General features: G+C 69.5%; 11 protein-coding genes. 6 read left to right on the plus strand and 5 right to left on the minus strand.

Going from position 1 to position 13,681, the window contains the following annotated elements; all coding sequences use genetic code 11:
- Positions 1-24: 24 nt before the first annotated feature.
- The 4 genes from AVL48_RS10770 to AVL48_RS10785 form a co-directional block, all read right to left on the minus strand.
- Positions 25-591, minus strand: coding sequence for a PadR family transcriptional regulator (locus tag AVL48_RS10770; RefSeq protein ID WP_061982625.1), 567 nt, complete (start codon positions 589-591; stop codon positions 25-27).
- Between the two features lie 40 nt (positions 592-631).
- Positions 632-1,498: an alpha/beta fold hydrolase gene (locus AVL48_RS10775; RefSeq protein ID WP_061982624.1), complete on the minus strand. Its 867-nt coding sequence runs from the start codon at positions 1,496-1,498 to the stop codon at positions 632-634.
- A 27-nt stretch (positions 1,499-1,525) separates the two neighbouring features.
- Positions 1,526-2,917 carry an NAD(P)/FAD-dependent oxidoreductase gene (locus tag AVL48_RS10780; protein WP_063816531.1) on the minus strand — a complete coding sequence of 464 codons (1,392 nt, stop codon included), beginning with the start codon at positions 2,915-2,917 and terminating at the stop codon, positions 1,526-1,528.
- 452 nt (positions 2,918-3,369) lie between these two features.
- Positions 3,370-5,388, minus strand: coding sequence for a pentapeptide repeat-containing protein (locus AVL48_RS10785; protein ID WP_061982622.1), 2,019 nt, complete (start codon positions 5,386-5,388; stop codon positions 3,370-3,372).
- A 97-nt stretch (positions 5,389-5,485) separates the two neighbouring features.
- On the opposite strand from AVL48_RS10785, the gene AVL48_RS10790 reads away from it, so the two are divergent.
- From AVL48_RS10790 to AVL48_RS10815, 6 genes are all read left to right on the plus strand, one after another.
- Positions 5,486-8,365 carry a type 2 lanthipeptide synthetase LanM family protein gene (locus AVL48_RS10790; protein WP_244162557.1) on the plus strand — a complete coding sequence of 960 codons (2,880 nt, stop codon included), beginning with the start codon at positions 5,486-5,488 and terminating at the stop codon, positions 8,363-8,365.
- A 12-nt stretch (positions 8,366-8,377) separates the two neighbouring features.
- On the plus strand, positions 8,378-8,572 hold the full coding sequence (locus tag AVL48_RS10795) for a hypothetical protein (protein ID WP_061982621.1): 195 nt from the start codon (positions 8,378-8,380) through the stop codon (positions 8,570-8,572).
- An 88-nt stretch (positions 8,573-8,660) separates the two neighbouring features.
- Complete coding sequence (locus AVL48_RS10800; RefSeq protein WP_061982620.1) at positions 8,661-11,549, plus strand: helix-turn-helix transcriptional regulator; 2,889 nt, start codon at positions 8,661-8,663, stop codon at positions 11,547-11,549.
- A 3-nt stretch (positions 11,550-11,552) separates the two neighbouring features.
- Complete coding sequence (locus AVL48_RS10805) at positions 11,553-11,792, plus strand: glutaredoxin family protein (RefSeq protein ID WP_061982619.1); 240 nt, start codon at positions 11,553-11,555, stop codon at positions 11,790-11,792.
- Positions 11,789-11,992, plus strand: coding sequence for a putative acetyltransferase (locus tag AVL48_RS10810; RefSeq protein WP_061982618.1), 204 nt, complete (start codon positions 11,789-11,791; stop codon positions 11,990-11,992). Before AVL48_RS10805 ends, AVL48_RS10810 begins: the two co-directional genes overlap by 4 nt.
- A gap of 107 nt (positions 11,993-12,099) precedes the next feature.
- The gene (locus AVL48_RS10815; RefSeq protein WP_061982617.1) at positions 12,100-13,119 is read left to right on the plus strand and encodes a YihY/virulence factor BrkB family protein; all 1,020 of its coding nucleotides are present in this window, start codon (positions 12,100-12,102) and stop codon (positions 13,117-13,119) included.
- Between the two features lie 9 nt (positions 13,120-13,128).
- On the opposite strand, the gene AVL48_RS10820 is transcribed toward AVL48_RS10815, so the two are convergent.
- On the minus strand, positions 13,129-13,569 hold the full coding sequence (locus AVL48_RS10820; RefSeq protein WP_061982616.1) for a DUF4383 domain-containing protein: 441 nt from the start codon (positions 13,567-13,569) through the stop codon (positions 13,129-13,131).
- Positions 13,570-13,681 lie beyond the last annotated feature (112 nt).

Consider the following 13,681-nt stretch of genomic DNA (forward strand, 5'->3'; position numbering starts at 1 on the left):
CCCCGATTGGACAGTGCGGCCGCGTTAATCGTGGTCGGTGCGTGCGGCGTGCTGGAGTCGTTCGATGGTTTCGTCGATCCAGTCGACCCAGGTTTGCGCCATCATTTCGCCGGCTCGGCGGACCGAGTCCCAGATGAGGGAGTCGAGTTCGTTGCCGTCGGTGAGAGCCGTGGCGGCGGCGATCTGTTCGGGCAGTTCGACGGCGAGCCGGTCATGGTCCTTGACGTGGAGTTCGCGCATGACCCGCAGCTGGGTCACAGTGTCTTCCAGCGGACGGGATCCAGCGAAGAAGAAGCGGACCATGAAGGGCACCCGGACCGGGTCGAGTTCGGTGACCAGTTCGCCTATCCAGGACCCGAAAGCCGCTCGTCCGGCGTCGGTGACCGTGTAAACGCGGCGGTCCGGCCTGCTCTGCTGTGGCTCCACTTCGGACATCACCAGACCGTTGTCCTCGAGTTGGCTCAACGTGCGGTAGATCTGGCTGAGCTGGGCAGGCCAGACGAAGTGGATGCTGGAGCGGATCGCAATGGCCAGGTCGTAACCCGTCATCGGCTGCCGGAGCAGGAAACCCAGCAGGGCGAATCTGAGCATCGGGCTCCTTCCGACGGGAAACCCGGAGGATAGCAATCGATCAGGTCCGATCCGCGTGCTGTGCGAACCAGGCGGCGAGGAGTTCGGTGACGTGCTTGGGTTGTTCACGGTGCGGCCAGTGTCGTGTGTCGAGCCAGTGCAGCTCGGACCGATCGCACAGGGCGGCGCTCGGCTTGGCGAGATGCTTGCCGAGCGCGCCGTCGCGGCGTCCCCAGATGATCTGGGTCGGCACGCGCACCGTCGGGTCGGGGGTGGCGCGGGATGATCGCAGCATCGTGCGGAACAGCGCGCGGTACCAGAAAAGTGGCCGTTGGATCGTGCCGGGATGACGCCAGACGGCGCGGTGCCGGTCGAGGTCGGCCTCACTCAGGCGGGCACCGTGTTCGAGCATCGTCGCGAGGACCGCGCCGCCGCGTGCGCCGAGGATCGTCTCGGCGAGGCCGGGGATTTGGAACGCCATCATGTACCAGCTCCGCAGAAGCTGGGTGGGTTTGCGGGTCAGCGCTTCGGCGAAGACATTCGGATGCGGGCAGTTGACGATGGTCAGTGATCGCACCAGATCGGGCCGTTCGATCGTCACCGCCCAGGCGACAGCCCCGCCCCAGTCGTGCCCGACCAGGTGCACCGGCGCCGCGTTCTGCCGCTCGATGAGCAGCACCATGTCGTTGACCAGCCGGGGCATCTCGTAGTCGGCGACGGTGGCCGGTTTGGAAGACAGGCCGTAGCCGCGCTGATCCGGCGCGAGTATCCGGTAGCCCCGCTCGGCGAGCGCGGTCATCTGCGGCTCGAACGTGAACCAGAGATCGGGCCAGCCGTGGAGGAACAGCGCGGGCGGACCGTCCTCGGGGCCGTCGGTCTCGACGTGAAGCAGGACATCGTCGACGTCGACGAATTGTGGCTGGAACATGGGGCTCCTCGCTCGCTCGGACGGGGTTCAGGTAGCGCCGAGCACGGCGGCGACGGTCGCGGACAAAGGACCGGGATCGCGGTCGCGCAACGGCCGCAGCACCCGCCGTATGATCCGCGGGGAAGCGAGTGATGACAGCGGTCGGTGGAGATTGAGCACGTCGTTGAAGGCGGCTGCCACCTCGGGATCCAGCGCGGCCGCTCGTTCCAGACGGTTGCGGTAGTCCTCGCCGAACCTGGTCGTCCACGGCGACCGGACTCCTTCGGTGCGGCATCGGTAGCGGAGGTCCTCGCCGAGCGCGAGGCGCCAGGCCTCGGCGGAGGTGGCGGCGATGGCGCGTGCCGCCCGGCGTCCGAACCCCGCGTCGTCGCCGACGGCGAGTACCCGGCCGAGCGCGGCCGCGGACAACGCGGCCACACTCATTCCCTGGCCGTAGATGGGATTGGCCGCGCTGGCGGCGTCTCCGAGCGCGAGGATGCCATCGGGCATCTCGCGAGCCCGGTCGTAATGGCGCCGGGTGTTGCTGCGGACGCGGAAAGTCCGGATGGGGCCGGTCGGCGTCGATCGCCGGAGGGCCTCGGCCACCACCGGTGCCGTCAGCCGATCGGCGAAGTCGCGCAACCCGGCCAGGTCTGCCGGAACCGGTTCGCTCCGGGCGATTGAGCCGAACGAGATGTGCAGCAGGCCGTGCTCGACGCGTAGCACGACGCCGCCGACGGAGGAGCCGGATTCGGCCTGGCCGCCGAGGATGGCCAGCCACTCGGGATCGAAGGACGAATCGGGCTCGGTGACCACGCTGACGTAGCGGACGTCGGAGTGGACGACCGATTGTGGTGGCGGCCGGTACCCGATCCGCTCGAGCCACTCCGGCAGTGGTGAGTTTCGGCCTGACGCGTCGACTACCAGATCGGCGCCCAGGTCCTCGCCGGCTGCCCGGACACCGGTGATCCGGCGGCGGGACCGGTCGGTCAGTAGCCCGGTGACGGGCGTCCTCTCCAGGACCGTGACGTTCGGCAGCGCCCGCACGCGGGCGCGGATCACGTGCTCGATCAGGATCCGGCTCGCCCCGAAGCCCCCGCTCCACCAGGCGGGTATCCGGATGGTCGTCTCACCGCGGACCAGGAACAGCGACCGATCTCCCATCGCGGGGTCGCCGGAACCCGGGGTGAGCGCACCGGCGGCGGCCAACTCCGCGGACAGGCCGGGGAACAGCCCGAGCAGCACCCGGCGGCCGGAGCTCAGCAGGCCGTGCGCGTGATGCGACTGAGGGACGAAGCGCCGATGCCCCGGCCGGTCCGGGAGCACATCACGCTCGGCCACGACCACCTCGTCGTAGTGCTCGGACAGGACCCTTGCGGTCACGAGACCGGCGATCCCCGCGCCGAGCACCGCTGCTCGGTCAAAGCGCCAATGCGACATCGTTCATATATAACTTGTTGAATAAGGAGAGTCAATTGCCGACCGTCGACTCGATCACGAAATGTGGGCCAAAACCGTCGAGCGGCTCGCATCACCCTGCTGGGTCGGGCACCGCGACAAGCCGAGTCCGAACTCCGGGGCAACGGGGGAACCACGCGTACCGACGCCGACCGTGTATCACCCGAAGCCGGACGATCGCAGCTCCTGCCGGCAACCCGGGCCTCGAGTGGAGAGCGGTGCGTCCGCTACTGGCGGACCGACAGATAGGGCACGGATGGGGTCGCTCCGGCGACCCCGGGACCCGCTTGACCCAGCCGGGTGCCTTGGACCGCCACGTACCAATGAGCGCGGCCCGGCCCGGCCCACGTCCAACGGCCAGGAGTGGTGATAACCGGGCGGATGCCATCGCTGCGGCTCTGCCCAACGCCGAGCGTCGGCTCATCGGGAGGCAGTCACACGTCGCCGGTCCGTCGGTGTTCGCCGCCGTCCGGGCGACGTTCTTCACCCGCCGGCCGATCCGGTGATCCCGCCGCATCGTCGGACGGCACCGGAACAAGTACCCCCCACTGGCCCTCCGAGGCGACATAGGGTCGCTCGTAGGCGTCCCGGACTTCGGTTCCGGGCGGCCAGGTGCTGTCCATGCCGGGCTTCCGCCCGTCCACTCTGACCCACACCGTCCTGATCTGCGGCGGGTGCGCGAAGTGCGTGTCGGTGAACGAAACCCGGTCGCCGAAGCGTATGTACTTGAAGATGACGTCCCGTTCGAAGCGTGCGCGGCGGAAACCGGAGACGCCACCGAACCTCGCCCCGACCAGCAGTGCTCGCCCACAGAACACCGCTTCGGCGAAACCTGCTCCTTCGACGAACTCCGTACTGTCGAACCACACGTCCGCGGCGAATCTGGTCCGGTGAAACTCGGCCGTCCGCTCGAAGTGGCATTCGTGGAATCGGGTGTCACCGGCGAACATCGCCTCGTCGAACACGACCGACCTCGTGAACCATGTGCCGCCGAAGTTGACCTGGCCGTCGAACCAGGCGCGGGTGAACTCCACACTTCTGCCGAACTTCGCCATGCCGAACGTGGCTTCACCGGTGAACCGGGTGGCGGTGAAGCCGGTCTCCCCGCCGAATCGGGTCGAGTGAAAACCGGCCTCGGCAAGCGTCGAGCCACCGAACTGGGTGAACGCTCCTTCGAATCGCGCACCACTGAAGCCGGCTTCAAAAGTGAACTCGGCGTCGTGGAAGTAGGTGTTGCCGGCAAAGCTCGCGTCGGCGAACACTCCTCGAGCGGCGAACCGCGTTTTGCCGAACTCCGCCCGGTCATCGAAACGCGCCGAGGCGAAATAGGCGTCACTGTCGAACTTCGTGCCGGTGAAGACCGTGGGCGAGCGGAAACGCGCCCGCGCGAAGGTCGTGCTTCCCCTGAACTCGACGCCGCCGAAGCGGGCGAACCTGTCGAACGTCGCCCCGTCGAACCGGGCGTCGTAGTCGAACCGCGCGTCGCTGAAGCTGACTTCGCCGGCGAACCGCACCCCGGTGAACACGGCGTTCAACCCGAAGTGCGCGCTACCGAACCACACGTCGCCGGTGAAGGTGGCGCCGGTGAAGTCGGCCGCGGCCACCCGGCACCCGAGGAGGTTCGCCGGACCGAGCAGGGCGCCGGTGAGGTCCAGGCTGATGGAGGACCAGAACGTGTGGACCGGATTCTCCTCGGCACCGATCTTGAGATGGCGGAACAGGATCGTCTGCGCGGTCCGCCGCACCTGACGCTCCTGCTCCGCTTCCGTCGACCCGCCTGTCGCGACGTCGGCGGGCGGTGAAGGCGGCGCCAACCGCACCGAGGCCCGCCGCCGGGCCGAACTGCCCAACAGCGGGCGCGGCACCCCGGAAGGCCGCGCCGCCGGTCGCCGCGCAGGTCCGCCGGATGGTGGCTCGTAAGGCATCCGCAGGTACGCGCACAGCAGATCGACGATCGTCTGCCGCTGCGCCGGGTTGTCCTGGGCGAGCCGTTCGAGCGCGTAGAGACCGGCCAGCCGGACCGGTGCCTGTGCCGCCCCCAGCTGGTCAGCCGCCTTGCCGTACAAGTCGGTGATCCGACGGGCTTCGGCGTCCGCGACGGTCGCGGCGTGCGCCGCACGCGCCTGGTTCAGGCTCAGCTCCGAGGTACGTTGCCTGCGCGCGGTCAGCCACAACGCGGCCGCTCCGCCGGTACCGAGCACGATCGTGCCCGCCGTCTTGATCGCGTCCAGCCGACCGGCGTGCCCGCCGTCGCCGAAGGCCACCAGCAGCCCGGCAGCGACTCCGACACCGAGCACGATCAAGGTGACGGCCGCCCAGACGATCGTCCGGTTCGACAGCACCGGTAGTTCGGCCGGCGGCTCCACCGGCTTCCGGTACACCAGCACCGACATCGGCGGCGAGGTCGACGGAAGGGCCGGATCGAGCGGGTCCGGGGCGGGCGGCGTGGTCACCCGCCCATCATGCAGGTCGTCACTCTCCGGGCATCTTCGTGCGTGCGCTGAATGTGGGGGTTGCGCCCCCATGTGCGTACCCGGCCCGGCTGAAAGCATGGACGACGTGACGCCCCAGCCAACGGCGACGTCCCTGCCGCCACGGTGGTGGGTGCACGGCCAGACCCCGCGCGAACGGAAAACGGACAAGCCCGCTTGGGCCGACTTCGCCGAACACGCTGTCACCGCGCCACTGCCGAGGCGCCCCCCAGTCGGTGACTGGCGTGTCGCCTTCGCCGGGGTCTTCAGGTCCTTCGTCGACGCCGCGTGCCGTGAAGCGGTCCCCGGCGACCTCGCCGACGCGGACGTCGACGAACTCCGTGCCGACTTCGCCACTCAACTCGACCAGCATCTGCTCAAGCTGTCGGTCCGCACGCTGGTCCTCGAACTCCATCGAGCCCGCAAGGCCGGAACTCTTCAGGGCGAGACGCCTGAAGAGCGCTTCGCGGACTTCGTGCGGCAGCAGTCCACCCCGGCCGGCCTCGTCCGGTTGTTCAGCGAATATCCGGTACTGGCCCGGCTTCTCGCCCAAGCCTGCCGGCACGCCGCCGAGGCCCACGCCGAAATGCTGAACCGCTTCTCCGCTGACGCCGACGCTCTGCCAGGCTCGGTCGCGGACGGCGAACTCGGCACGCTGGTGGCGGTGGCCGGTGGGGTCGGCGACTCGCACGCTCGGGGGCGTTCGGTCAAGCTGCTCCGGTTCTCCAGCGGTACCAAGGTGATCTACAAACCCCGCCCGCTGATCCTGCACGAACGCTTTACCGAGCTTGTCGAGCGGCTCAACAAGCGGCTGCCCGGCCTCGAACTGCGGACGGCCGACGCGGTGCCGCGCGACGGGTACGGCTGGCTCCGGTTCGTCGAGCACCGGCCCTGCGCCGACATCGCCGACGTCGACCGCTTCTACCGCCGCCAGGGCATCCTGCTGGCGCTGCTGCACGCGCTCGACGCCACCGACGTCCACTACGAGAACATCATCGCCAGCGGCGACCAGCCGGTGCTGATCGACATCGAGACGCTGTTCCAGCCGTCGCCTGCCGATCCGCCCGACGGCGACCCCGCGGCCGCGATGCTGGCGCGATCCGTCCAGCGCACGCTACTGCTCCCCCAGCTCTTCGCCGGGGAACACGGCGCCGTCGACATCTCCGGGCTCGCCGGGCGCGGCGGCAGGCTGCCCACCGACCGGGTCGAGTGGGCCGATCCCGGCACCGACCGGATGCGGCTCGTCCGCGTACCCGGCGAACTCGCGGGCGGGAACAATCTCCCGCGGCTCGACGGCCGCGACGTCGCCCCCGCCGAGCACAGCGCGGCACTGCTCGCCGGTTTCCGGCTCGGCTACGACGCCGTCTCCACCGCACGGGACGAACTCGCCGAACACCTCAAGCGCTGCGCCGAGGACCCCATCCGGGTCCTCATCCGGCCGACGAATTTCTACTTCCGCCTGCTGGACGAGACCACCCATCCGGACCTCCTGCGCGACGCCGCCGACCGCGACCGCGCGTTCGACCTGCTCGAAGAGGACTCGGCCGGGGAGGAGAAGCTGCTCCGGCTCGTGCCGCACGAGCGGGCGGATCTGTGGGCGGGCGACGTCCCGATGTTCACCTCGAGCCCCGGTTCGACGTCGCTGCTGGACTCGCGCGGCGACAGCGTCGAAGGCGTGGTGGAACGGCCGTCGCTGGACACCGTGCTCGCGAAGGTCGCGGAAATGGATCCGCTCGACCAGCGCGACCAGGAATGGCTGATCTCGGCCACCCTCGCCATCAGCACGGCGGCCGCCGGCCATCACGGCGGTGTCGAGACCGCGGAGACCGCGGTGCCGAACCAGGCGCCCGACGCGGAACGGTTGCTGGTCACCGCCTGCGGGATCGCCGATCACATCGTCGCCAACGCCTTCTCCGACGAGCGCCGCTCCAACTGGCTCGGGATCGAACTCGTCGACGACCGCTACTGGACCGTGCTCCCGATGGGCGCGGGCCTCGGCGAGGGCTACTGCGGTGTGGCGCTGTTCCTCGCCCAGCTCGCCGAACTCACCGGGATCGCGCGCTACCGTGACCTGGCCGCGTACGCGATCGCCCCGCTTCCAGGTCTTTTCGCCACCCTCCGGGCCGACCCTGACCTGGCCGCCACCGCCGGCTGCGGCGGACTGCTCGGGCTCGGCGGCGTCGCGTACACGATCGCCCGGCTCAGCACCCTGGTCGGGCTTCCCGCCGGGGATCTCATCGAGCAGGCCGTCGACCTGATGCCCGAGGGCACCCCCGAGACACCGTCCGGGTTCACGACAGGACTCGCGGGCGGGGTCGCGTCGATGCGCTCGGTGTATGTCCAAACAGGACTGGAAGCGGCGCTGACCCGGGCCGACCGCTACACCGGACAGCTGCTCGACCGTGACCGTCCACAAGGGACGGGTTTCGCGCACGGTTCCGCCGGGGTCGACTGGGTGCTGCGGGCGCACGACCGGACCGGCGAAGAATCGCCCGAACGGGACGACGATCGGGCGGAAGGCACCGGCGGCTGGTGCGACGGCCTCGCCGGCGCCGCCCTCGGCCTGGCCGCCCACCTGCCCGACCCCGCGAACGCCCTGGAACTGGATCGGGCCGTCAAACGCCTGTCCGACGGGGCACCGTTGAAGGATCTCAGCCTGTGCCACGGCGAAACCGGGGTGACCGAGGTGTTGTGCGTGCTGGCGGAGAACGGGCACACTGGCGCCGCCGCCGCGGTACGTCGCCGGACCGGTCATCTGCTCGCCGCCATCGACCAGCGCGGTGCGCGCTGCGGGACCCCTGGCGCGGTCCCCTCGCCCGGGCTGCTGAGCGGCCTGGCGGGTATCGGCTACGGCCTGCTGCGGCTGGGATTCGGCGACCGGGTCCCGTCCGCGCTGCTGCTCCGCCCCGACCGGCCGCATCCGGCGGCCACCATCGTCCCGCCGGTAACCCGAGTATGAGGAGAAGTACCGATGTACGAAAGAGATCTGCCCGCCACCGAAGACGCCCTCGGCGCTGTCAACCTGCCGCGCGCGCTCGAGGTCGGCTCGCGCAATCACGCGCTGGCGGGCAGCAAGCCGCGGTTGAGCGCCAACCCGCTCGCCACCCTGTCCGGCGACCCCGGTTCGCCGTCCGTCGTCAGCGTCTTCGCGGGCGGCTGGATCTGAGACAGGTTCACGAAGGCGGGCTTCGACGCCCGCCTTCGTGATCGACTCTTCGCCGTAGCAGGGGAATCGGCTCGCTATAGTCACGGCGGTGGGGATCCGTTCGTCGCGGGTGATCGGCCGTGACGCCGAACTGGCCGAGCTCTCCGGAGCTCTCGATCGCGCCATCGCCGGTCGCGGCGGCGCGATCTTTCTCGTCGGTGAAGGCGGAGTCGGGAAGTCCCGGCTCGCCATCGAAGCCGCGTCACGAGCGGTCGCCGCGGACATCCCGGTCCTGCAGGGCAGGGCGAGTTCGATCGGTCCGCTCGTCCCGTTCCGGCCGCTGTCCCAGGCGCTGTTGTCACACTTCCGCGGCGGTGGCCCGCCCGAAGCGGCCGAACTCGACCCGTTCGTCCCCGTGCTCGCCCAGCTCGTCCCCGACTGGAGTCAAGGCGACCGCCCGCGGGAGTCGGGTTCCCTGATGGTGCTCGCCGAAGCGGTGTACCGGCTGCTGGCGGTCACCAGCCGGGATCGAGGCGCGCTCCTGGTCCTCGACGATCTCCAGGACGCCGACGCCGAAACGCTGTTCATCCTCGAATACCTCGTCGACAACCTGTCCGCGGCGAAGACCCTGTTCGTCGGCACGCTCCGCAACGAGCCCTCCGACGCGCTCCGTCTCGCGACCTCCGGAGCGCAGCGGATGAGCTGCACCGTCCTCGAACTCGGCAGGCTCGGCCTCCACGACACCCACGCGCTCGCCGCCGCCTGCCTGGAGACCGCACCGGACCACCTGCCGTCGGCCGCGGCGGAGTTGTTGTGGCGCAACAGCGCCGGCCTGCCGTTCATCGTCGAGGAACTGCTCCACGGCATGGTGAACGACGGCTTGCTGGTCGAGAACCGCGACGGCTGGCGCGTGATCGGCGAACTCCGCGCCCGCGTACCCGCCGCGCTGATCACGAGTATCGGCGTCCGAATGGAGCAACTCGGCGCGCAGGCGGGTGAACTGCTGTCGGTCGCCGCCGTCATCGGCCGCCGCTTCCCGCTGGCGGTGGTGCAGACGGTCACCGGGATGAACGACCGGACCTTGCACAACCATCTGAGCGCCGCCGTCTCGGCGAACCTGGTCACCACCGACGACACGACGCCCGGTTGGTACGCCTTCCGCCATCCGCTGACCGGCGAAGCGTTGCTGGAGCGCCAGTCCCCGGCACGGAAGGCGGCACTCGCGCGCCAAGCCGCCGACGCGGTCGAAAAGCTCTATCCCGACCTTCCTGGTGACCTCTGCGCGCTCGTGGCGTCCCTCCGGCTGACCGCGCACGACGAGCGGGCGGCGGGACGGCAGTTCGCCGAAACCGGTCGCCGTGCCCTCGCCGCCGGAGCCGCGGACTCGGCGGTCACCATGCTCACCAAAGCCGTCGATCTGCTCGCCGGGGCCGACCCGGGTGATCGGGCCGAGGTACTGGAGACCCTGCTGTACGCGCTTGGGCAGACCGGTCAGTTCGACCGCGCCGTCGAGCTCTCCGCCGGGTTCGGCGAGATCGGCACCCTCGAACGCGCGGCCAAACTGCACACCCAGCTGGCTTGGGCCGCCTACATCGCCGGACGGCACGACGAGTGTCTTGGCCAGATCGAACGCGCCCGCGCTCCACTCGGTTCGGCGATCTCACCGGCGCAGCAGGCCGCGCTCGACGCCGTCGAGGCGAATCTCTGGCTCGACGTCCCCGGCCGGAGCGGTACGGCGGAGCGGCTCGCGCGCCAGGCGTGGAAAGTGGCCGAGGAGACCGAGCAGCCCTTCGTCGTCTGCCAAGCGCTGCAGGTGCTCGGGATGCTGGCGCTTTCGAGAGACCTCACCGAGTCCGAGCACTACATGCAGCTCGCGCGGCGCACCGCCGAGGACAACCAGCTGCACCACCTCCGGACCCAGGCGCTCGTCCGGCTCGGCGGCCATCGCGTGCTGATGAACGGCGACGAGCAGACCTTGTCGCTCGCCCGCGCCGACGCCCAGCGGACCGGCGCGATCACCCTGCACTGCGCGGTCGACTCCGTGCGCACGATGCACGCGATCCTGCGGTGCGAGTTCGAGACCGCGCACGCTTTGCTTGAGGAGAACCTGGCCGTCCTCGGCAGGCTCCGCCTGACGGCGTTGCTGCAGTACGCGCATATGACCAGGGCGATGTCGGCCGGGCACCGGGCGGACCGCCCGGAGATGGAACGGGCACTCGAAGACTTCCGGGAAAGCGGCGGCGAGAACGCGCAGGAGATGGTGCTGAGCATCGGCCTGGCACGCGTCTTCTGTTCACTGCTCGAGGAGGACCTCGACCGGGCGCGCCGGGAACTCGGGCAGGTGATCGAGCTGGAGGAACGGCGGCCGAGCCGGTTCCACCTGGCGGGCCAGCACGGGCTCAGGACCCTCATCGACACCCTGGGCGGTGCTGCCTGTCCCGAGACAGGCTCCGCGGTGAGCGGGATGCGCTGGAACCGGCAGTTCGTGGAACTCGCGCAGGCCGTCGAGCACGGCAGGCGAGGTGACGCGGCGGAAGCGGCCCGTGCGGTGGCCGCCGCGAAGGAGACTTCGGCGCCCTATCCCCTGGCCCGGCACCTCGGACTCCGCCTGATCGCCGAACCGGCGGCCGCCGACGGCTGGGGCGATCCGGCCGGCTGGCTCAAGGAGGCCGAAGAGTATTTCCACGGCAGAGGCATTCAGGCGGTCGCGGGCGCCTGCCGGAGCCTGCTCCGCAAGATCGGCGCACCCGTCCGGCAGCGTCGCGCCGGTGTCGACCGCGTCCCCGGCGACCTGCGCGCGGCCGGTGTCACCGTGCGCGAGTACGAGGTGCTGGTCCTGCTCGCCGAGCGGATGGGCAACAAGGACATCGGCGCTCGCCTGCACATCTCGCCCAGGACGGTCGAGAAACACGTCGCGAGCCTGCTCGCCAAGACCGGGCTCGCCGACCGTTCCGCCCTTGCCGAACAAGCCGCCGGACGGCGACCTGGCATGCTGTGAGCCATGAGCGACCTCACCGTGTACGGCGCCGGCTGGTGCCCCGACGTCAAACGCAGCCGTGCCCTGCTGGACGCCAAGGGTGTCGAGTACGACTACGTCGACGTCGAAGCGGACGCCGGTGCCGAGGAGACCGTGCGGGCGCTGCAGAACGGCGAGCGGCGGATCCCGACCATCGTCTGGCCGGACGGAACCCATCTGGTCGAACCCAGCGACGACGAGCTCACCGCGCACCTGAACCGATGACCCTCCCGGACGTCCCGGTCGGCACGAGGGTGGTCGTGCGGTACCGGATCGAAGGCGGCTTCACCGACGCCCTCGGCTATCTGCGGTCGCGTGACGACGCCGAATGCACAGTGGAGACCAAACGCGGTCTCGCGACGATCCGGCTGGCGGACATCGTCCTGGCGAAGACCGTCCCGCCACCACCGACGCGGTCTCCCTGAACGGAGCGTGGGACGCCGACGGATACGAGTGCTGGGCGGAGAACCGCGCCTGGACGTCGTACCGCGACTACGCCACCTGAGGTCGTTTCACCTTCGGGAACCCGGGTATGCCAAGGGGTCCCCACCAGGAGGTCCCCTTGGCAAGCAAGAAGAACAAAGGACCGGAAGGCCCCACCGATCTGCCGAAGCGATCGTGGTGGGGTGTGCTCAAGCGAACGGTCGTCCAGTTCAACCGTGACGAGCTCTTGGACTACGCGGCAGCACTGACCTACTACGGCGTGCTCTCGCTCTTTCCCGGCCTGCTCGTGCTGACCGCGCTTCTGGGGCTGCTGGGACCTTCCGCCACGCAGACCCTGATCGACAGCGCGGGACAGATCACCCCCGGCCTGGGCCGTGACCTGTTGCTCGGCGCGACCCGGGAGCTGTCCGGGTCGAGCGGGCTGGCCGGTCCGGCAGCGATCATGGGTGTGCTGGGCGCGCTCTGGTCGGCGTCCGGCTACCTCGGCGCGTTCATCCGGGCTTCCAACGTCATCTATTCGATGCCCGAGGGCCGTCCCATCTGGAAACTCTGGCCGTTGCGGCTCGGCCTCACCATCGCGCTGTTGGTCATCCTCGCGCTCTGCGCCATCGGGATCGTCACGACCGGCGACGTGGCCCGGTACCTCGGCGATCTGGTGGGACTGGGCTCGACCGGCGTCCTCGTCTGGGACATCGCGAAATGGCCGGTGATCGCGTTGCTGGCCGGTCTGGCGTTCGCGGTGCTCTACTGGGCGAGTCCCAACGTCAGGCAGCCGCGATTCCGCTGGATGACCCCGGGCGGCTTCGTCGCGGTACTGCTCTGGGCGGCGGCGACGGCCGGATTCGCCTTCTATGTGAGCAACTTCGGCTCGTACAACAAGATCTACGGCTCGCTGGCCGGGGTGATCGTGTTCCTGATCTGGCTGTGGATCTCGAACATCGCCGTCCTGTTCGGCGCCGAACTCGACGCCGAACTCACCCGAGGGAAGGAACTCGCGGATGGCCGTCCCGCTGCGGACGAGCCCTTCCTTCCTCCTCGCGACACCCGGGCGATGGACGACGAAGAGACGGAAGAGGTCACCGAGGCTCGTACGCGGCAGAACGACTGAGCCCGGTTTCTAGCGCGTCCGGGCGCTCGCGACGGGAACGACACCCAGGATGATCATGCCGATGCCGAGCACGAGATGCAGCCAGTTGTCAGCACCGTTCACCGGCACGAAGTTGGCCGCCGAACCGTGGTCGATGAGCAGGCCGTACAGCCAAAGGACCAGGTAGATCACGCCGCCGCCGATGAGGAACGACCGCGCCGCCCCCGCCGTCCTGGCCATCAGGATGCCCGCGATCCCGAACGCCAGATGGACGAGGTTGTGGAGGATCGAAACCTGGAAGAGGTTGAGCAGCAGCGCGCCCGAATCGTGGCCCGCGCCGCCCAGCTGGTCGTAGTTCGTGGTGACGCCGGGGATGAACCCGAGCACGCCCACGAGCAGGAAGACCACGCCTACCGCCGCCGCGAAGAGTTGCCGCGGCGAACGCGCGACCCTGGTCGGTGATGCCGTCATGGTGTTGCCTCCGAGTATCCGTTGGGACGGTGAACCGTCCTCGGGTACCCAGGCGCCCGCCTGTCACACCGTGGTTCTGTGCTGTTTTCACGTGGTTGAAACTGCCCGGCGA

Origin of the sequence: Amycolatopsis regifaucium (assembly GCF_001613935.1) — a bacterium.
Lineage (GTDB): Bacteria > Actinomycetota > Actinomycetes > Mycobacteriales > Pseudonocardiaceae > Amycolatopsis > Amycolatopsis regifaucium.